This is a genomic window from Psychrobacter sp. AOP22-C1-C5, from assembly GCF_052378885.1.
GTDB lineage: Bacteria > Pseudomonadota > Gammaproteobacteria > Pseudomonadales > Moraxellaceae > Psychrobacter.
In genome coordinates, this window is the sequence record NZ_JBQSYC010000004.1 from 321,925 (window position 1) to 343,554 (window position 21,630).

A 21,630-nucleotide genomic window follows, 5' to 3' on the forward strand; every position below is an offset into this window, starting at 1 on the left:
TCATTGCTTTGTAGAGAGTATTAATATAGTATTAAATCATAAGAGACACCTATATAAAAGTTCATATATTCGTAGGATTTGATTCAAATGCTGAAAATAAAATCTATTACTCTAAACAACTCAGCTCAGCTTAGTCTATTGTTTGATAGCACTACTACACTTCCCTGCTTATATCCTATGCTTTATATTAATAGCTCATTGAAGTTTAAAAGTGAATCAACACAACGAGCTTACTTGCAGGGCATTAAGCAGTGGTACGAGTTCTGGGAAGAAAAACATAATCAGTCATTCTGCAAGTATTTCCGTGAACATAAATCTAACCCTAATTTGATGATTAAAGAAATAGACAGCTTTATATTATATTTGGAAAATATGCGGGTAGTTGACCAAAAGCTAATTAGATTAGGGAGCAATCCTTCAATTAATTACAATACGCTTGCACATCGTTTGCGGGCTATCCTCAGCTATTTAAACTATTTATTAGATACCTTTAGTCAAGTACACGGTAAATCTATAAGCCCTCAAATAGTTAGATATAAATCTACACTTTCCCAAAAGTCTGATCTTGTCAAAAACTTGTCCTCTAATCACCATAAAGCCCATAAAAATGGGACAAACTTTAAAAGCCTTACAGAGGAAATAAAAGAAGCTCTATATTCTATTATTTCGCCAAAAGCACTAGAACCTTTATTTAAGAGTAAGGAAGCGCAGTTAAGAAACTTTCTCATTGTACATCTGCTCTTAAACTACGGTTTGAGGACTGGCGAGCTGTTACTTTTAACTCTTAACTCAATTAAGACTGATTTAAAAACATGTAATACTTATCTCGTTATAACTGATACACAAGATAGAACAGATAACCGTATATCGAAGCCGCAGATGAAAAACGTTCAATCCGTTCGAACCATATTATTAGAAAAACGTGATGCTCAATTTATTCACATGTATATCAACAATATCAGATCTCGAGATTCTAAAAGTCACATGCTATTTCTATCGTTACAAGCACCCTACGCACCTCTTAGTAAATCAGGTCTTAAAAAGCTCATAGCTACGATAAATGAGAAGATAAAAAGCAAGCATCCTCAATTTTTTGACAAAAATTATGTAGATTCAATTGATAAAATTTCAGCTCATATTCTTCGTCATACATGGGCGTATATGATGCTTAAACATAGTTATCAATCATATTTGGACAGTTACAACAAGGCGCAGGCAATGGAGAATGCTATTGAAAGTTTAAGAAAGATGGCAGGGTGGTCACTCAACAGTACTATGCCATACTTATATGCTAGCCGATTTATCTCGGAAAATGCCAATTTAGCTAATATTCAAAGAATTACAAAAGTGGGTGCACACTATGACCACTAATAATTTAGCACTAGAGTCTCCTGATTATTCAGGTCATCGATTATTTTCTGAAGCCCAGATAAATAAAATTGAGAGTTTACTTATTCCTAATGTAATACGATTTATGCTTGCTGATAGATATGAAACGAAATTTATCAATTCTACCTCAAGTACTTGGGAGTTTTTCTACTCCGGTAGAAAAGAGTACATAGACTTTACTGAAGAAAAATACTTAGATAAGTATGAGGTTAAGTTATTAAAGTTTTTTTTGGCTTACTACTCCCAGCTCAATAGCCCTGCCTATTTATCAAAACACTTTAAACAAGTCAGGTCTAACTTTCAGAATTTGATAAAAAGCGGCAGCTCTTTTAGTTATGTGAATTTCAGAGAAATTCTTCTAGATTTAGCTGTAGATGAATCTAAAAGTAGAGAATACTATACACTAAAGAACTTTGTCAGATTTTTGATAGCTGAAGGTTTTGAAGGATTTAGTGAAGAAGATGAGCTTGATCTTGAAATATTAGAAAGACCAAAAACTTTCAACTCAAAATTATACTATCAAGAAATTGAAGATCCTATTAGTAGGCCTACGGTTACAATGATACAAAACGGTTTTGCGAAACTGAATTCAGAGATTACTAAGAGACAATCAATAGCAGACAATGTCATTAAAAATGCCTCTATCCTTGGTCTTATCTATGTAACTGGTATGAGACCCGTTCAATTATCAAAACTTTCTGTTGAAGATATAAAGATAGACACTTATACGGAAGAAGGCGAACATATGCGTTACAGCATACTTGTGCCTTATGCAAAACAAGGACGATTCAATCATGCTAAAATTTCTATAAAACTACCTGAAGAAATTGCTACAGTTATTTTGCAATATATCAAACAGTTCAAACTACCTATGAAACATCAGCTTTTTAATTTAGGTAATTCTGCAGTGACTTACTGTACTACTGCCATCAATGAACAAATCTTTAGATTCTCACCGCAGGAATATCAGAAACGAGTTTTAAGTAGTGAATTAATCCAAATTAAATATACAAGCTCTCAATTCCGTCATCACGTAGCTCATTCAATGGCACTATCAGGGTCAAGTGCTGAAGAAATTGCCTATGTCTTAGGTCATTCATCATTAGTCACAGCTAGGTATTATATTTTTTCGTCGCCCAATCTCGCTCAAACTCGAGCCATCGCACTCGGTAGAAATCCTGTTTACCAACAAATAATAGCCATGCTAATGACTGGTGATATTATTACTCATGAGCAAGATCATGGAAAGAATATAATAGGATTTATTAATAATAAGATTCACATCAATATAGGTAAATGTAACTATAAAGCCAACTGTTTCCTTGAACCTGTGCGTAGTTGCTATGGATGTGTCTATTTTCACCCTTATGAACATGGTCATCATGAAGAGGTTTTAGAATGTGTTCAAGATGAACTAGAATCGATCATACATATCTCTGATGCTGTTTATAACTCATCAAATCCAATTATTTCTATTCATGAAGCTACTAAATTTGAAATACAGTCAGTCATTAAGCGCTGTAAGTTAAATAGTGAGTTGAAAAATGCAGATGACTAATTACAGTAAATTCATTGATGAGCAAAAAGTGTTTTTTAAAAAAAACTTATACAAACCAAATGATGCCTTGTGGGAAGATAGTTTTTGGTTAAAGACTGGTGTGGGTTCAAGCTGGCTACTATCAAGGAACAAGCTAAGCCTCAGCTTTGTTTCTACAAGCAAAGTAAGAGGGCTATTAAATATAAATATATCTGAAGAGTATCAAGAATTTTGTAAAGCCATGCTAGTGTACAGTTATCGCCAAGCTAATGGTAACGTTTCACCACAAAAGCTTGTTGCTGAACTTTTAGTGTTAAAGCGTTGGTTTTATTCCCTACAAGAGCTTACCTCTGACACTCACCCCAAAAAAATATCGACAGAAATTCTTAACCACGCCTACCTTTTATTAAAGAATAATAGTAATGCTGCTAACCTTCCAAATCATGCTGGAATATTCAGAAGACTACAACACATAGTGAATAAATATGGATTCACTTCTAAGAAGCTAGAGTTCGAAGTTGATTTAAAGTGTTTTGGTAAACATAACAGAACACCAAAAGCAAAAATAACTAAAGAGCTTCTTAAATATAAAAATATTGATGAAAATGAAATAAACACAGAAAAATTAATCTCGATTCAGACATTTATAAACATTGCTTCGCTCAAAAATTTTTGTCAGAGTGAAGGTGAAAGAATACTTCTAAACTCACTATTTTTATCTATCGTGACAGGATTCCGTTCGACTGAAATAATAATGCTGAAGAAAGACTGTTTAATTGAAAAGCCTATATTAGACCTGCAAACCAATAAGCCTATAAGTGTTAATGATAAAGCGCAATATATGCTTGGGATACAATATTATGGTGCAAAAGGAGCTGGAGAGAGAATTCACTGGGTTGAGCCTTCTACTACTACGCTGGTTAAAAGCATTATACAAGATACGTTAAAAATTACCGAAAAATATCGAGAGCACCTAATTTATTTGAGGCAGAAAGATTTAAAAGACTTTCTTCCTAAGAGTATTGATGAAATTCCTGATGATTTAATCGAGCTAGATGACTTAATCGATCATTTATTTATCTCAAGAAAAAGAAAAAGAGGTCGTGCTGGTCGAAGAGATGCAATATTAAGTGTGTTCAGACATGCTCAAGTAAAACCTAATAAGACAATTAATACTGGAACAGGTGAGCTAAAGTTTTATAGTAAAAAAACTTTAAGTAAATTCATTAAATCAACAGAAAATTATGCTACCGAAGAACCTATAAACAAAAAATTTGAGTTTGAGGGTCGTATAGTCAATATTCCCTATGAGGATCTGTTATTTATAGTTCAATATGGTAGCACTACCTTATCTCGGGGTGTAATCAATAAAGCAAATATTACGATACTAGAGAACCGTGTTATAAATAATTTTTTAGGTACAGGTAAAAATAAATCAGTATTTGAAAAGTACGGCCTTAAAGATAGCGATAATCAAGCCTCTAAAATATCGAGCCATATTCCACGCCATAATATTAACACCTTTTTAGCTATTGCTGAGATCTCAGACCACTTGCAAGCAATGTTAATGGGTCGGGTTGATGTTGAGCAAAACAAACACTACCAACACTTGAGTATTAAGCAAATCAGCCAAAATGCCAGTTTAGCTAGTAGCAATAGTCAATTTCAAACATCTAAGGAGTTAATGGCAGTTTCAGAACCTGTGCAACCTGCAGAGAATAATGCAAAAAGCCCAATTGATGACATCTTAGAATATGGTTTGATGCTCTTTAGCAACGATAAAGACCTAGAAAACAACTTGAAAAATAATCTACATACGTTTGATAGTACTATTGAAATATCGAATTTTATTGAGCAATCTATGGGTGATGGTTACTTCGAAGATATTGCTAAAGCTTTTAATGAAATAGCTCCTACAGAGCCAGACAAAGCGAAAGAACTCATAGATACCCATGCCTACTTACATCCCCTACCCTTTGGCTCGTGTATGCGTAATATGGCGGCTCACGGTTGTCCCAAGCGACTAGCGTGCCAGTCAGGTGCGTCCTGTGTCAATTTTACGGTGACAGGCCGTTTGGGCGAACTTGAAAATTTAAGACTTACTAAAGATAGACTGACTGATCAAGCTAAAAGCTTAGCTGATAATTCTGAATTTACACTAAGGATAAAAAAGCAAATTCAGAACCTTGAGGGTTTCGAACAAAAAATTATGGTCGGCTACAGTAATAAAACTCCTGTAAATATATATAGTGCAATAGATACTGAGCATTCCCAGCCAAAGACACTTGCTGAACTATTTTCACTAGAATACGAAAAGATAAAAGCTAATGATGAGGAAGAAAGCAAATGTTAAGAGGTAGTGAGCTTAATGAAGCTATCGAGAACGAGCTTAAAGAAATGGTACAAGAAGGCATTAAAAAGGCCCCTATTTCAAATACTGCTCTACATAAGAGACTAATTGCCAAAGGGCATATTAAAGGGGGTCTGAGTACGCTTAGCACTAAAGAACGTAAAGCATTAATTCAAAAATACACCATGGAGCAGCTCTTACCATTGAACTTGAATGAAAAAGAAGAGCAGCTATACGTCAATAAAAAGACACGTCAAGCTCTTCTTGACACCAATAAAGGATTAAAAGAGAGGATAGCTGAACTTGAAGATGAGCTGAATCAAAATACTGTTACCCTCGTAGAAATTATTAATCAAGTAAAGTTGAAAACTAATCTTGAGCTAGATGACTTACTTTCACCCTACTTAATATCTGAACTCAAAAGTCAGTCTAGGGCGTGTTGAACATTGGATATAAATTTCTGGCAAAAAAAATAGCGAACGGTTAATCTTTAAGTTCTCACACAAAAAAGATATCGTTCGCTATGCCTCGCACTATGCTCAAAGATGAACACTGGACAAGACTGAAACCTATATTACTAGAACTTAATATCTATGACAAAGAAAATCTTAGACAAACGGTTGAAGGCGTACTTTATCGCATGCGTGTTGGCTGTCCTTGGTGCGACTTACCCGAGTGTTTTGGCAAGCCTAATACCATCTATAAAGCTTACCAGCGCTGGTTTCGTAGTAATAAGCTGATTACGCTGTTTGCTTTATTAATCAAAGACGCAGATCTTGAGTGGGTCTTCATTGATGGTACTCATATCAAGGCGCATCAGCACAGCAGTGGTGGCAATGAGAACCTACAATCCATTAGTAAAAGTGTGGCAGGACGCGCGACCAAGATTCACTTGGCAGTAGATGCTCATGGCAATCCTATCACCTTTATCTTGTCAGATGGTACGACCCATGATGCTAAAGTCGCACCTGATTTAATAGACAAAGTTAATTTGAGCAATACAGAGGTTTTATGTGCGGATAAAGGCTATGATTCTGATGCACTACGAGCGCATATTGAACAAGCCGGGACGCATGATAACATCCCTCGAAAACGAAATACTCAGTCTTCTAACGACCATATGGACTGGGACTTATATAAAGCGAGGCATCTAGTAGAAAATGCTTTCGCCAAACTAAAACAGTATAGGGCGGTTGCCACCAGATTTGATAAGCTCAAGCAGAGTTATGAAAATACAGTCGCTCTCGCTTGCGCTTATATCTGGCTCAAATTATGAATGTTCAACACGCCCTAGTCTGTTTTGCTCCTTGACCTGTTCAAGTTACAATAGAGTTTACACTCAAGGACATCATTTAGAGGTAAGCAACATCGCTAGATACAGATATTTAAGGCTAATAGTTGTAGAGTAACCCCTTATAAGAATAGTTTAGTGTTTTACAGTAAAAATTTGATTTTAGTCTGCCATTTTTTATCCTGCTATATTTTATTCATACTTGTTTTATTTAGAGAATCTATTAATGAGTGACGTTTTATCACTGTCCCAATTAGAGCAATACCTGTCAAAAGCTGCTTGGATCTTAAAAGGTCCCGTCGATGCCTCAGATTTCAAGGTGTATCTCTTCCCCCTTCTATTTTTCAAACGTATCTCTGACGTTTATGACGAAGAATACCAACAGGCTTTAGCAGAGTCTGACGGTGATATTGAATATGCATCAATGCCAGAAATGCACCGATTTGAAATCCCAGAAGGCTGCCACTGGAACGATGTACGCGAAACCACTACTAATGTAGGTCAAGCCATCGAACAGGCGCTGCGCGGTATTGAGCAAGCCAACCAAGACTTTTTGTACGGTATCTTTGGTGATGCTCAGTGGAGTAATAAAAATAAGCTGCCAGATAAGCTACTGATTGATCTAATTGAGCATTTTTCACAGTATCGTTTAGGTCATGAAAATGCCAATCCAGATATGCTAGGTAATGCCTATGAATATCTAATCAAGCACTTTGCTGACCTAACCAATAAAAAAGCAGGTGAGTTTTACACGCCGCGATCAGTAGTGCATTTGCTAGGACTTATTCTTGATCCGCACGAAGGTGAATCTGTCTATGATCCTGCCTGTGGGACCGGAGGTATGCTATTAGAGTGTGTCGATAACCTGAAACATAACGGCGAAGACTTTCGTACGCTTAAACTCTATGGCCAAGAAAGAAATCTGACATCCAGTGCTATTGCACGTATGAATATGTTTTTACACGGTATAGAAGATTTTGAAATTCTACGTGGTGACACCTTACGCGAGCCCGCCTTTTTTCAGGCCGATGGTTTAAAAACCTTTGATTGTGTCATAGCCAACCCGCCATTCTCCTTAAAAGATTGGGGCGCGGATAATTGGGCTGATGATCCCTATGGGCGCAATATTGCTGGCGTGCCACCTAAAGGTAATGGCGACATGGCTTGGGTACAACACATGGTTAAATCCATGAATAGTACAGGCCGTATGACCGTGGTATTGCCTCATGGTGCCCTATTTCGTAAAGGTGCTGAAGGTAAAATCCGTAAAGCACTATTAGATCAAGATATTTTAGAAGCCGTCATCGGCTTAGGTCCTAATGTATTCTATGGAACCCAGTTAGCCGCTTGTGTCATGGTCTTCAAACAAAACAAAGATGCCGATAAAAAAGGCAAGGTGCTCTTTATCGACGCTTCTGAACAAATACGTGTGGGACGCGCTCAAAATCACCTAGAGCCAGAGCATGTTCAGCAAATATACCAATGGTATAGCGATTTCCAAGATGTTGAGAACTACGCTAAGGTCGCCAGTTTTGCAGACTTAAAGGAAAACGATTTTAATCTCAATATTCCACTCTACGTAGAAAAAATCATTGAAGACAACTTGCCTAGTGTGGAAGAAGCTATGACTGACCTAAAAGAAGCTTGGCAAGCCAGCCTAGAAGCAGAAGATAAGTTTAAAACTATACTAAAAGGATTCTTATAATGGCATATTCAAGCCTATCTATCAGGCAGCTGATTAAAGATATTAACTCTAACAAATACTACTTGCCTGCCATACAAAGAAAGTTTGTTTGGGGCGAAGAAAAAATATGCAGATTGTTTAATTCTATTATGCAGGACTACCCGATTGGAACTTTCTTATTTTGGGAATTAACAGCTCAGAAAGCCAATGAATATACGTTTTATGAATTTCTTAAGAATTATCATGAGCGTGACTCTAAAAATCAACTAGTTAACTACGACTTTCCTTTTGAAATTCGTGGCGTATTGGATGGACAGCAGCGTATTAGTTCAATGTATATTGCTCTTCAAGGTGTGTATTGCACTAAGAGGAAATATGCAAAGAGCACGAACAATAGCGCATACCCCGAACGTAAAATGTATATAAACTTATTGAATGATGATTATGAGTTTAAATTCTTAACCGACAAAGATGCTCAAAATAGTAAAAGCGGTTACTTTTATCTTGTTAGAAATATTTTAAGTGAGCTCGAAGATTCGGATGCTGACTCTGACAATATTGTTGATGAGCTAATAGAGATTGATCCTAGTAGATCAGATCTGTTAATCGAAAATAGAAGACAAGCAAAAAAGATAATTAATCGGTTACTCAATAAGTTTAATGATGATCAGTTAGTGAGTTACTTCAAGATCATTAATAAAGACCTAGATGATATCTTAGATATTTTTGTACGCGTTAATAGCGGCGGGACGATACTATCAAAATCTGATCTTCTATTCTCTACCTTAGTGGCACACTGGGAAGATGGTCGTGACCAAATTGAGAAACTTATATCTGATATGAATGGCGAAGACGGTCTGTTCAATTTCAATACAGATTTTTTGATGCGGACATGCTTATTTCTTGTAGATGCCCCAATGAACTTTAAGGTGCAGACCTTTAACTCTACGAACATCAATAAGATAAAAGATAATTGGGACTATATTCGCAAGGCCCTAATAGATGCAGCAGCAATGCTAAGAGAGTTTGGCTTTAATAAGAAGCGATTATCCTCCAACTATGCTGCAACTCCATTGGCCTATTACTTATACAAAGGTGGAAAGGTAGATCCTACAGCTAAACAAGAACTAAGAAAATTGATTGTACATAGTCTCTTGAAGCAGGTTTATAGTGGTCAGGCAGATACCGCACTAAGCGGTTTACGTGATGGCTTAAGAATAAAGGCCGACAATGGTGATACATTCATACTTAAAGACGCTAAGTTTGATTTTTCTGTATATAAACATACGAAAATGTCAGGTGGCAAAAAGCTAACAATTGATACCACGGACATCGAAAACTTCTTAGAGTACAAAAAGGGTGCGTTTTCATTCTTATTACTCTCGACGCTTTATCCAGACTTAAGGTTAGATCAAATATCATTTCACCAGGATCACATGCATCCTCACAGCAAATTTAAGCCCTCACTATTGAAAGCAGTTGGAATAGACGGTGAAACTATCAAACAATGGCAAGATATGAGAGACCAAGTGCCTAACTTGCAGTTACTCGAAGGCCGGGAAAATACTGTCAAACAGGCTACTGATCTCTCTAAATGGGTTAACGATAAAACTGATGATGCAACTTATTACCGAAAGCGAAATTACATCTTAGATGAGCAGTCATTAGAGCTAGCAGATTTCGAAGAATTCTTTTCAAATCGAAAACAACTTTTAAGAAAAAAACTGTATGAGTTATTTGATGTTACTTATATTGAAGAGTCAATTGAGGAGGCAGTATAGTGGCCAACCAAGAACTTGACCAAAAGTCCTTAGAAAAATACCTCTGGGGTGCAGCCACTACGTTACGTGGCACCATTGATGCTGGCGACTACAAGCAGTATATTTTTCCTTTACTATTCTTTAAGCGTATCTCTGATGTGTACGATGAAGAGTTCGAGAAAGCATTGGCTGAATCAGACGGCGATATGGAGTACGCAGCCTTTGCAGAAAACCACCATTTCCAGATTCCAGAAGGTGCGCGCTGGCAAGACGTTCGTGAAGTTACAGTTAATATCGGCCAAGCACTGCAAGGCGCTATGCGTGCCATTGAACAAGCCAATCCTGATACTTTACAAGGTATTTTCGGTGATGCTAGCTGGACCAATAAAGAGCGCCTATCTGATGCCATGCTCACGAACCTTATTGAGCATTACTCGCAGCACACGCTTAATTTAGCCAATGTACCTGATGATAAGCTGGGTAACGCCTACGAATACCTGATTAAAGAGTTCGCTGATGATAGCGGCCATACGGCGGCTGAGTTCTATACCAACCGTACCGTAGTAAAGCTGATGACCATGATTATGGACCCACAGCCAGGTGAATCAGTGTATGACCCTACTTGTGGCTCTGGCGGCCTATTGCTGAATTGTGCGCTGCATTTAAAAGATGAAGGCAAAGAGTACCGCACGCTAAAACTTTACGGTCAAGAGATTAACCTGCTGACCTCAGCCATTGCTCGCATGAATATGTTTATGCACGGTATTGAAGAGTTTGAGATTGTGCGTGGCGATACCTTAGCCAATCCAGGCTTAATAGAAAATGGTGAACTGAAAAAGTTTAATGTGATACTGGCTAACCCACCCTACTCGATTAAATCTTGGGATAGAAAAGCTTTTGAAAACGATCCTTACGGCAGAAATTTATGGGGTACACCGCCGCAAGGCTGTGCCGATTATGCATTCCAACAGCACATTCAAAAAAGTCTAGATTTAGGTAATGGCCGTTCTATTTCATTGTGGCCGCACGGTATTTTGTTTCGTGATGCTGAAATGCAGATGCGCCGCAAAATGATTGAAGAAGACTTGGTAGAGTGTGTCATTGGTCTAGGGCCTAACCTGTTCTATAACTCACCGATGGAAGCTTGCCTGCTGATTACTAAGACTAAAAAAGAGAAAAGTAAGCAAGGCAAAATACTTATAATCAACGCCGTCAAAGAAGTGCGGCAGGATAAGAATATTGCCTTTTTAGAAGACAATCATATTGAACGCATTTATAACGCTTATACCACGTACAAAGATGAAGCAGGCTTCTGTAAAGTGGTTAGCATTGAGGACGTCCTAAAGCATAATGCCAGCCTAAATATGGCTTTATATGTTAGTAATGTTGATAGTAGTGAAGAACGAATAAGCCTCGATGAGGCTTTAACCAACTGGACTCAATCCTCCAAGCAGTTAAAAGCCAGTATGGAACAACTATTTAAGGAGCTAGGTTAATCATGACAACCGAAAAAATTGACCTAAACAATTTAGATAAGTCAGACTGGAAAACCTATCGCTTTGATGAGATTGCACAAAACATTTCAGAGCGTGTCGATCCTAACAATACCGATTTAGAAGTGTATATTGGCCTGGAGCATATTGACTCAGAATCCCTGCATATTAAGCGCCATGGTACGCCTGATGATGTAAATGGTATTAAACTGAAGTTCTATAAAGACGATATCATTTTTGGTCGTCGCCGTGCCTATCAGCGCAAAGCAGGTATAGCGACTTGTGATGGGTTCTGCTCAGCACATGCTCTTGTTGTAAGGGCGAACCCCGATGTCATTGATCCTGCACTCTTTCCTTTCTTTATACACTCAGATTTGTTTATGAATCGCGCTGTAGACATTTCCGTCGGGTCATTATCGCCAACTATCAATTGGGGGACATTGAAGCATCAAGAATTTAAAATCCCACCTATTGAAAAGCAAAAAGATTTTGCCGAATTATTATGGTCAATTGATCACCATATAAATACTGAAAAAAAACTTGAAGAAGCTTTGGACTATACTCGCGAGTCATACATAAAGTCGTCTTTATTAAAGTATAGGTCAGGTATAGAGCCTGACCTACCAGCAGGATATGAAATTAAGCGTTTAGATGAATTAGCTGATATTAGTGGCGGATCAACCCCTTCAAGAAGTAATGATAGCTTTTGGGATGGTGATATACCTTGGTTAACTCCTACAGATGTAACAAAGCATGAAGGTATTCATTTATCTAAAACAAAAGAATACATAACTAAAGAAGGGCTTAAAGACATTTCAAATCGGGTCTATCCGCCCGGTTCCATTTTATTCTGTTCCAGAGCAACAATTGGTTTTGCAGTTATTAATGATATTGAAATGGCAACGAACCAAGGTTTCTCAAACTTTATCTGCAATGGTGAAGTCAGTAATTATTTCCTTTACTTTATGTTGCAACACGTCACTCCTGAGTTAACTCGTTTAGCTGGAGGTAGTACATTTTTAGAAATTTCAAAATCATCTATGCGTTCCTTCAAAGTCGTTGTGCCAGACAAGATGAACTTAGAGGTAATTGAATCAAAACTACTACATTTCGATAAAATCAACCGAGAAATTTCAAAAAAGATTTCAAACTCTAGCGTATTGAGAAGTAATTTAATTAATCAGGTCTTCTAAAATGTCCTTCACCGAATTAAACAGCGTAGAGCATTACATCATCAATCAAATGAGTGGCGTTAACTTAAACGCTTCTCATGAGAGCAGCCAAGTGAATGAGCCTCGCAGTCAGTATGGTGCCCAATGGCAGTTTCAATCCGCAGAGCAGCTTGGCCGCAGTGTGAATGAGGTGATGGTTGAGTCGCAAGTAAAAGCGGCTCTGTTACGCTTGAATCCTGAGATTCAAGCTAACCCTGCATTGGCTGATGAAGTCATCCATGCCCTGCGTGCTATTCTAATTTCGGTGAACCAAGTTGGTTTGGTCAAAGCTAACGAAGAATTTTTCCAGTGGTTAACGGGCGAAAAGACCATGCCTTTTGGTGAGAATAATCATCATGTGTCTATTCGCCTAATTGACTTTGAAAACTTAGATAATAACCAGTACGTTATTACTAACCAGTTTCGTATTCATTATAGAGAAACCAAAATCCCCGACATCGTTATGATGATTAACGGTATTCCTGTCGTCATCGGCGAAGCTAAAACCCCTATTCGGCCCTCTGTTAGCTGGCTAGACGGCGCGCATGAAATACACAATATTTATGAAAATGCGGTACCACAGTTATTTGTGCCTAATATCCTCTCCTTTGCTACCGAGGGCAAAGAGTTCTTTTATGGCTCTGTACGCTGTCCATTAGAATTTTGGGCACCTTGGCGTCTAAGTAATGATGACGATGCTATCGCTAGAAGCTTTGGTTTAGGTGGAGTTGGTAAAGAATTGTCGGACCTGCTGAGCCCTGCACGCTTGCTCGATATCATGCGTAACTTCTCCCTGTTCAGCAGTAATAAGAAAAAGCAGCGCATGAAAATAATACCGCGTTTTCAGCAGTATGAAGGCGCGAATAAAATCGTTGAACGTGTGGTTGAAGGTAAAATCAAGAAGGGTCTAATCTGGCATTTTCAGGGCTCAGGTAAATCTTTACTAATGGTATTTGCCGCTCAAAAACTACGCCGTGAAGCCAAATTAAAAAGCCCAACTGTTATTGTATTAGTAGATAGAACTGACTTAGATACCCAGATAAGCGGCATCTTTAATGCGGCCGACATCGCTAACGTAGAAAGCACTGAAAGTATCAAAGAATTACAGCAGATGCTTGAGCGTGATACCCGTAAGATAATCGTTTCTACTATTCATAAATTCCGTGACGCCAAGCCAAATATGAATACCCGAGATAATATTATCGTACTGGTAGATGAGGCCCACCGTACACAGGAAGGCGATCTAGGACGTCAGATGCGTGCGGCCTTACCTAACTCATTTCTCTTTGGCTTAACCGGTACGCCCGTTAATAAAGCGGATAAGAACACATTCTGGGCATTTGGTGCCGAGGAAGACGAAGGCGGCTATATGAGTCGCTATACCTTTCATGACTCCATTCGTGATGAAGCCACCCTACCCTTACATTTTGAGCCACGATTAGTTGATGTGCATATTGATAAAGAGTCGCTCGATAAAGCCTTTGCTGACTTTAAAGAAAGCCAAGCCCTAAGTGATGAAGACGCCGACGCCTTAAATAAAAAGTCAGCCAAGATGGCCGCCTTTCTAAAGTCACCTGAGCGCATTACTAGAATAGCTGAAGACATTGCTATCCACTTTATGGAAAAAGTAGAGCCTCACGGCTTTAAGGCAATGATAGTAACGCCCGATCGTCATGCTTGTGTTTTATATAAAGAAGCCCTTGATGAGCACTTCCCTGAGGCGGCCAGTAAAGTGGTTATTTCCACTACCGCTAATGATGATTATGAGTTTAAGAAAAAATGGGGCATAGACAAGAGCCAACAAGAAAAAATTGTCGATGAGTTTAATGATGCAAGCTCAGAGCTGAAGTTTATTATCGTTACTGCAAAGCTTTTGACAGGTTTTGATGCGCCTATTTGTCAGACCATGTACTTAGATAAGTCCATGAAAGACCATACCTTGCTACAAGCGATTTGCCGAACCAACCGTCTATATCCTGGCAAGACCTTTGGCTGTATTGTTGATTACTTTGGCGTATTTGATGATGCCGCAAAAGCGCTAGAGTTTGATGAGCTAGGTGCTCAGCAAATCATTACTGACCTGTCAGAGCTACGCGAACAGCTACCGGGGGCCATTAATAATGCCCTATCCCACTTTGAAGGTGTAGATAGAACATTAGAAGGCTTTGAGGGCCTAGAAGCAGCACAGAACGCTATAGCCAATAATGAAAAGAAAGATGCTTTCGCATTGGACTTTAAGTTTTTATTTAAGCTTTGGGAATCGTTGTCACCGGACTCAGTATTAGATGAATATAACCAAGACTATAAATGGCTGGCTCAGGTTTATGAATCGGTTAAACCCGCTTCTGACAGCACTGGTAAATTGCTTTGGTTGACGCTCGGTGCGCAGACTACCAAATTAATCCATGACAACGTGCATGTGGGTAGCGTGCATGTATTAGATGAGTTTGTCATGGATGCAAATATCATCGAGGAAATCTTCAATAATCCTAGTCCGAAAAAAGTAAAGCAGTTAGAGAAGGCATTAATTGAGCGTTTCAAAGGAGCCGGAGATCTGCCTACCTTTAAGTCTCTCAGTGAACGACTTGAAGCTTTACGTGATAAAGCTGAGAAAGGTTTAGTGGCTTCAATTGATTTTGTAAAAGAGCTTTGTAAGATTGCTAAAGAAACGGTACAAGCAGAAAAAGAGCTAGAAATCGATGTTCAAGAGAAATCACCGACAGCTGCTTTGTCTGAGTTGTTTCTAGAGCTGAAAACAGATCAAACACCAGCAGTGGTCGAACGCATTGTTACTGATATCGATGCCATTGTGAGAATTGTTCGCTTTCCTGGCTGGCAAACAACCAGCGCTGGCGAGCGTGAAGTGCAAAAATCCTTACGCAAGGCACTTTTGAAGTATAAGCTACACAAAGACCAAGAACTGTTCGATCGGGCTTATGCTTATATTAAAGAGTATTACTAATTTATTAAGTATACAGCTACAGCATTCATATGGAAATTACAACAATGGCATTTATAGACTCAATAGATGATGAATTCAAGATTAAAATTGAAGAAGAGTCACAGACTGATTTACTAGAAGTGTGGAAGTATTTAGATAATGACACAGTGTTTAAGCTGAAATTTTGGCATGCAAAAAACTCACTTAATGAAGAGTTGGCCAAAGAGATTTGGTTAAACGAAACTCGGCAATTAAATAAGCTAAAATCTGTTACTAATGCAGAAAAATATCTTGAAGTAATCCATGATAGCTTCATCGATAACAGTGGTAATTACTGCCTAATCTACCCCACTGATGAAGAGTCTAAAACACTGGATACCAAGCTAATAGCAATAGAAGCCAAGCCTGCAAGGATAGGTTTGTTTTCTAAGAGCAAAAGTCATTGGTTAAGCAAAGACAAGATAATGTCTACTACCAGTAGAATGCTTTTATGGAAGAATATACTAAGGCTGATAGAAGGCATTGAGATATTGCATGGCCAAGACATCATTCACAGAAACATCAATACTAATAGCGTGATTTATAAAGAAAGTGAAGAAATTGACGACACTGAAAGATTGGTGCTGAGTGGTTTTGAAAAATCATTAGATTTTAACAAGATTAATAAACCTATATTTATGGGTGAGCACAAGGATGTTATTTGCACGACTCACCAAGACTGGAGCGACTTAGGTGTTTTAATATTAGAATTATTGGGAATTGAGTCCGACAGTTTTCAAGAAAAACTACTGCGCAACGAAGCATTGGCGGTAAGACTTCTACTAGAGGGTCATTCAACTGGCCATACTAAATTAGTGGATAAGACTCAGCTAAAGTTATTAGTAGAACAAGCCATTACAGACTTGTCAGAAGTTGATAATTCATTCTCGCCGGTATTCTATATAACAACAGCAGGCTTTGATTCTGAGATATTTGGTGACATTAGAAACGTTATTAAAAATTACTTAATCGACAATGCAGTTCAAAATTATGATGCTCAGAACCTAACAAGTTCTGATGTCATCGACATTATCAAAGAAGATATTACGTTAGACCCCTTTCGTATATTTAATGATAGGTATCGCAATGGATTTATTTTAAAAGGGAAGAATTTTCTATATAGATTTAAAAAGTTCAAGCACGTTAACTTTGATGATTGGTATGTTTCTTACATAACGGCCATATATGATAGTGTCCCTGACTGGCTGAATTATGCAGAAACCATCGAAATTAAGGGGAGTTTGGTTTTTATACCTAATGCATTTAAGCTTATGCAAAAGAACGAGTTTTCGGATGAAAACTCATGGAAGCTAAAGTTAATACAGTTCAAAAAAGAGCAAAAGTATACAGACTCTGAGCTACAATGCCTTCAGGGTTTGTTGTTATCTTTTGCGATTGACGTAGCGCGCTCGGAAACGGAAAAGTACCTAATTAGCCTAGATCGCATTGAAGATGATCAACTAAAAGAGGGAAAAGGGTTAATCCTAGATGATGGGCTCTTTTATTATACGTTAGAGTACAAAAAAGAAAATAATGATATTAACAACAAGCTATCAGACTCACTAAGCCTAAGACAGCCTTTTGATAGATTTAAACAACACTTTAGCGATCCATCTAAACTTACTGACAAATGGGTTATTGAGACTACCACCAAGTCTCGTAGAAGCACAGACAAAAAAGACAAGTTAGATGCGGAATATGTGGGGCAATCACCCAATCTAGACTATATATTCTCCACAAAACAACCGTTAGAGCGGAGCATAAGTAATTTATCAGAAGAATTGGTTAGAATTTACCCTAAGGACCATGATGGAACAATCGCTCAAATTGAAAGGCGGGAGAGAATATTTTATTTTTTACTCAATCAAAGCTCTTTAATATCAAGTATCGCAGACCCGTCCAAAAAATTCTTTGTTACCTCTCGCAAATTTGATCTTGAGGCTTCTCTTATTTCATTAGATGAATCCAAAAAAGAAGTGTTTTCTTCTTTGGTGAAAACCCAACCAAATTACTTCATTGAAGGCCCTCCAGGTGTGGGTAAAACACACCTTATAACCACCTATGTTGATTATCTTTTCCACGAAGAAAACAGCTCAAAGGTGCTTTTGTCTGCTCAGAGTCATGCCACTGTCAATATGCTTTATGATGAAATCACTGAGAAACTCAAAAAGCACGAGTCTTTTGATAGCCTAATTATCATCCCAAACTTTAAGGCTGAAAAAAATGACGATGGTAGTAATGCAGAAACCCTTATTCAAAACGCGACAAACCCTTATATTGATAAATTCAAAAAAAGCGAGATGTTTAGTAAATATTCCAAAGAACCGCTTATTAAGCAGAAGCTCGATAAATTTATTAGTAAATCAGACGCTAAGTTTTTCAATCAAGTTTTACGTGCTGCCAATCTAGTATTTACAACCTCTAACTCTAAATTAATGGAAGAGTTGATAGAGAATAATATCAATTTTGATGTGTCTGTTATGGAAGAGTGCGGCAAGACATCGGGTATCGAGTTGGTGTCACCAATGATAGTATCCAGCAAAAGAGTTCTTATTGGAGACTACAAGCAACTTCCAGCATTTTCAGAACAGGATGTCCAAAAAATTATTAAAAACCCTGGTAGGTTTGATATGGGCTTGGTTATAGAGCAGCTGTCAAATATAGGGTTTAGAAAAGGCGTCATTTTTGATCTTGATTTTAACTATGCTGACATAAACAAAACCTCTAAAGCTGAGCATTTTAGCAACCTTTCTAAATATTTCTCTTTATTCAAAAGTCTGTGTCAAAGTGCAGAAAGTATTAGGAGTCGAGGAAAAGAAAGTTTTGGTAGCATGATCGATACACAGCATAGAATGCACCCTCAGATTTCTCGGATTGTTTCTAACGCTGTATATGATGGTAAATTAAAAGATTATCCTAAAACCGCAGATTTCTATAATAGCGCATCCCCATTTATCTTTAAGGATTCTAAATTAGAAGGGTTGAATAAAGATAATGCAGTAATATGGGTCGATTTACCTGATAAAAATAGTGATGTTAGGATGCGTAGTCTTGAAAATAAGAACGTCAATAAACACGAAATCCGTATTATTAAAGAATTATTATCCAAAATACATACTAATAGTGATGAAAATTATTCAATTAAGATACTGAGCCCTTATGTAAATCAAGTGAATATGATCAATAACCTGGTTGAAAAGAGTGAGATAAATAGCTGTTTTTCGAGCAAACATAATGATCAAGACATAGCAAAAACAGTAGACTCTTATCAGGGTGATCAGGCCGACGTTATTATCATTAGCCTAGTAAGGCATAATAGTTGTCAGCCTATTACTTCTGCTTTGGGTTTTTTATCAGATATGCGCAGAATGAACGTACTGCTGAGTAGAGCTAAACATAAAATGATTATTGTTGGCTGTTTCGGTTTATTCAGATATTGGCAGCTGCTTGAAAATAAAGCTTATGCTAACAATAGGGGTTATTTGGACGATATGGATAGGGACTTTTTGAATCTCTTTGTTGAAATGTTTGTTGATGATTTTGAATTAATGAATGATCATTCAATTGATACTGAAAATAAGGTATTTAATAACATTAACTTTGTTCAATCAAAATCATTTTTGGGCCTCTAATGAATAAAGAAAACACTATAAAATATACGATTGCTATCCCATTCCTTACTAATGAATATACATTTAGTATTAGTAGAAAAACCAATTGGTCAATTATCGATTACCTTTTCTTAAAAGAGTTAAGTCAAAGAGAGATGACTGTTAAGAGTCTTAGCGACTTCTCCAATCTAGAAACTCAAGTTGTCATTCAGATTTTACTACCCATGTGCAATGTCGGGTGGATTGATATTGTTACTTCTAGAGACAGTTTTATTTTTAGAATAACGGAAATGGGTGAGATAGCTTATTCTTTAAGCGTTAAAGAACATGAACTCATTTGTAAGGTCGATAAATATCAAAGAAAAAGAGAAGTTTTTGTAGATTATTTTGATAACTATTACAGCGTTTATAGTTTTGACTCCCTTTTGCTTACTCATGCAAGGTATATGAGTGAGATTAATAAAAACAAGAATATAGTTACCTTGCCTATAGATGATAGCAATTCTTATCCCAAGTACACAAAAATGTATAGCGTTATGGCCAGGGAGCATGAAAAAATAGACAACGTACGTGACGAGGCTGTATATACATTAACTACTAAGAAATATTTACTGGTAGATATGTTGTATATAGAAGGTCGTAAGGAAGGAAGGATAATCGATGACAACAAAGTAAAGAAGCTGAATGAAAAGCTTATTAGACAAATCACAAATACACTTCCAGCTATAGTCAAGGATGATAATTCTTTGCTTAAAGCACCTTTGAGCAAAGATGGAAATAACTATGAAATCAAGGTTATTGCCAAGAGAGGCGATGTAGATTTTGTTTACGGCGGTCACAACACCAAAGCCAAGCTCATTGAGCTAATCCAGTCCTCTACTGACTTTCTAGTCATTCACTCTACTTTCATAGGTAAATGGTGCATTGTCAATGATGATGGCTATACTCATCTTTTTCTAGAAATTAAAGAGGCTTTGAAACGAGGTGTTCAAGTTTATATTTTATGGGGCAAAAGTAATGCAGAAGAAACAGATGAAAACTTTGAAAAATCAGATAGTGAAGATAAGGCTGTTGAAAAAAAATTAAGAGATTTTAATGAAAGCTGCCACCAGGAAGGCATGCTAAATGTTGTAAATTATAATGACTTCAGACGTACCGACTCGCATGCAAAGTTCGTTATAACCAATCATGTAGACAAGGGGTTGTGTACTATGGTCAGTTCATGCAACTTCTTATATGCAAAATTTGAAAGATTTGAGGCGTCAGTTGTTGTTTGCAATGATCAATTTACTAAATATTTTTTAGAGATCGCTGCTAATATTTGCTGTGGAAAAAGCACTTTTGACAGCAAAGTGCGTAAGGAGTTTCGGGGGCTTTCAAGCAATATAGCTGATACGCCAAATGACGTTGATATTCCTAACAATGAAAAGCTGGAGCTGCGATTAGTGCTAAAGCACCAGCATCATAGTTATATTGACTTAGCCGCTCAAGCAAAAAACAAGATATATATTATAAGTGACTTTATAAACACCTCACCTATAAGGCCTATATTTGATGCTTTAAAAAAGTCGGAAGCTAAAAAATATTATTATTACTCTAAGAAATCAAGTTATATCGATCATTCAGAAATTGTTGAGATGCATGATGATCTGAAGTCTGCCGACTCTCTATCTCAATTGGGTGCGCATCATTCCAATAGTCATGCCAAGGTATTAGCTTGGGATAATAATGACTTGCTGATTACTAGCTTAAATTGGCTGTCTGCAAGTGCCCCTAATAACCTTGTAGAGATTTACCATGAAATAGGTGTTTATGTTCAAGGTTGGGATGTAGCTAAAGATTTTATTAAAGTATTTAGAAGTCTTTAAATCCAAATTAACGCTATGAATTAACGAAAAACGATTTTGAGACAGTACAACTTGATAGCCTAAACGATTTGCTAAGCGTGTTGATCAGCTCTAGGAGCGTTATTAGCTCGGTTTAGTTGTAGGTAACGCCCTAAACGAAAAACAGCCACTTATAGCGGCTGTTTTTTGATGCTGGCAGGTGTAATAGTTATTCCTCCATGCGCTGATTTCTGAGATAACCGATGTATTCATCACAGAGTTCATCGGCGGCTTTATTGGCAAAATTGGACGGATCATCGTAAGCATCCGACCATCCCATCTTTTGCTCACTTAAAAAATGCGAGATAGTGTCCACGATTAATAATCGTGGACACTAACATGACAACACAACCACCTAACAAACCCAAACGTAGAACTTACAGTGCTGAGTTTAAAGAACTTTTAGTACAAGAAGCTGAAGGTTCAGGGCGATCAATT

12 protein-coding genes are annotated in these 21,630 nt (G+C 37.4%); all 12 read left to right on the forward strand.

Features of this window, described 5'->3' with window-relative positions; genetic code table 11:
- The first annotated feature begins 87 nt into the window (after positions 1-87).
- Entirely contained in the window at positions 88-1,371 is a 1,284-nt protein-coding gene (locus tag ACT3TH_RS08200) for a site-specific integrase (protein WP_201605697.1), read from the forward strand.
- Positions 1,361-2,947 carry a site-specific integrase gene (locus ACT3TH_RS08205; RefSeq protein ID WP_444755354.1) on the forward strand — a complete coding sequence of 529 codons (1,587 nt, stop codon included), beginning with the start codon at positions 1,361-1,363 and terminating at the stop codon, positions 2,945-2,947. The genes ACT3TH_RS08200 and ACT3TH_RS08205 overlap by 11 nt, the downstream gene beginning before the upstream one ends.
- Complete coding sequence (locus ACT3TH_RS08210) at positions 2,934-5,279, forward strand: hypothetical protein (RefSeq protein WP_444755355.1); 2,346 nt, start codon at positions 2,934-2,936, stop codon at positions 5,277-5,279. The genes ACT3TH_RS08205 and ACT3TH_RS08210 overlap by 14 nt, the downstream gene beginning before the upstream one ends.
- Positions 5,273-5,719: a hypothetical protein gene (locus tag ACT3TH_RS08215; RefSeq protein WP_102076417.1), complete on the forward strand. Its 447-nt coding sequence runs from the start codon at positions 5,273-5,275 to the stop codon at positions 5,717-5,719. Before ACT3TH_RS08210 ends, ACT3TH_RS08215 begins: the two co-directional genes overlap by 7 nt.
- 80 nt (positions 5,720-5,799) lie before the next feature.
- On the forward strand, positions 5,800-6,552 hold the full coding sequence (locus ACT3TH_RS08220; protein ID WP_444755356.1) for an IS5 family transposase: 753 nt from the start codon (positions 5,800-5,802) through the stop codon (positions 6,550-6,552).
- Between the two features lie 241 nt (positions 6,553-6,793).
- The gene (locus tag ACT3TH_RS08225) at positions 6,794-8,272 is read left to right on the forward strand and encodes an N-6 DNA methylase (RefSeq protein WP_444755357.1); all 1,479 of its coding nucleotides are present in this window, start codon (positions 6,794-6,796) and stop codon (positions 8,270-8,272) included.
- A complete protein-coding gene (locus ACT3TH_RS08230; RefSeq protein WP_102077213.1) occupies positions 8,272-10,032 on the forward strand; it encodes a DUF262 domain-containing protein in 1,761 nt (586 codons plus the stop codon). Before ACT3TH_RS08225 ends, ACT3TH_RS08230 begins: the two co-directional genes overlap by 1 nt.
- On the forward strand, positions 10,032-11,507 hold the full coding sequence (locus tag ACT3TH_RS08235) for a type I restriction-modification system subunit M (RefSeq protein WP_444755358.1): 1,476 nt from the start codon (positions 10,032-10,034) through the stop codon (positions 11,505-11,507). The genes ACT3TH_RS08230 and ACT3TH_RS08235 overlap by 1 nt, the downstream gene beginning before the upstream one ends.
- Before the next feature lie 2 nt (positions 11,508-11,509).
- On the forward strand, positions 11,510-12,697 hold the full coding sequence (locus ACT3TH_RS08240; protein ID WP_444755359.1) for a restriction endonuclease subunit S: 1,188 nt from the start codon (positions 11,510-11,512) through the stop codon (positions 12,695-12,697).
- 1 nt (position 12,698) lies between these two features.
- Positions 12,699-15,677, forward strand: a complete 2,979-nt coding sequence (locus tag ACT3TH_RS08245; protein WP_444755360.1) for a type I restriction endonuclease subunit R — start codon at positions 12,699-12,701, stop codon at positions 15,675-15,677.
- A gap of 29 nt (positions 15,678-15,706) precedes the next feature.
- Complete coding sequence (locus tag ACT3TH_RS08250) at positions 15,707-19,327, forward strand: DEAD/DEAH box helicase (protein WP_102077216.1); 3,621 nt, start codon at positions 15,707-15,709, stop codon at positions 19,325-19,327.
- On the forward strand, positions 19,327-21,174 hold the full coding sequence (locus tag ACT3TH_RS08255; RefSeq protein WP_102077217.1) for a phospholipase D-like domain-containing protein: 1,848 nt from the start codon (positions 19,327-19,329) through the stop codon (positions 21,172-21,174). Before ACT3TH_RS08250 ends, ACT3TH_RS08255 begins: the two co-directional genes overlap by 1 nt.
- Positions 21,175-21,630 lie beyond the last annotated feature (456 nt).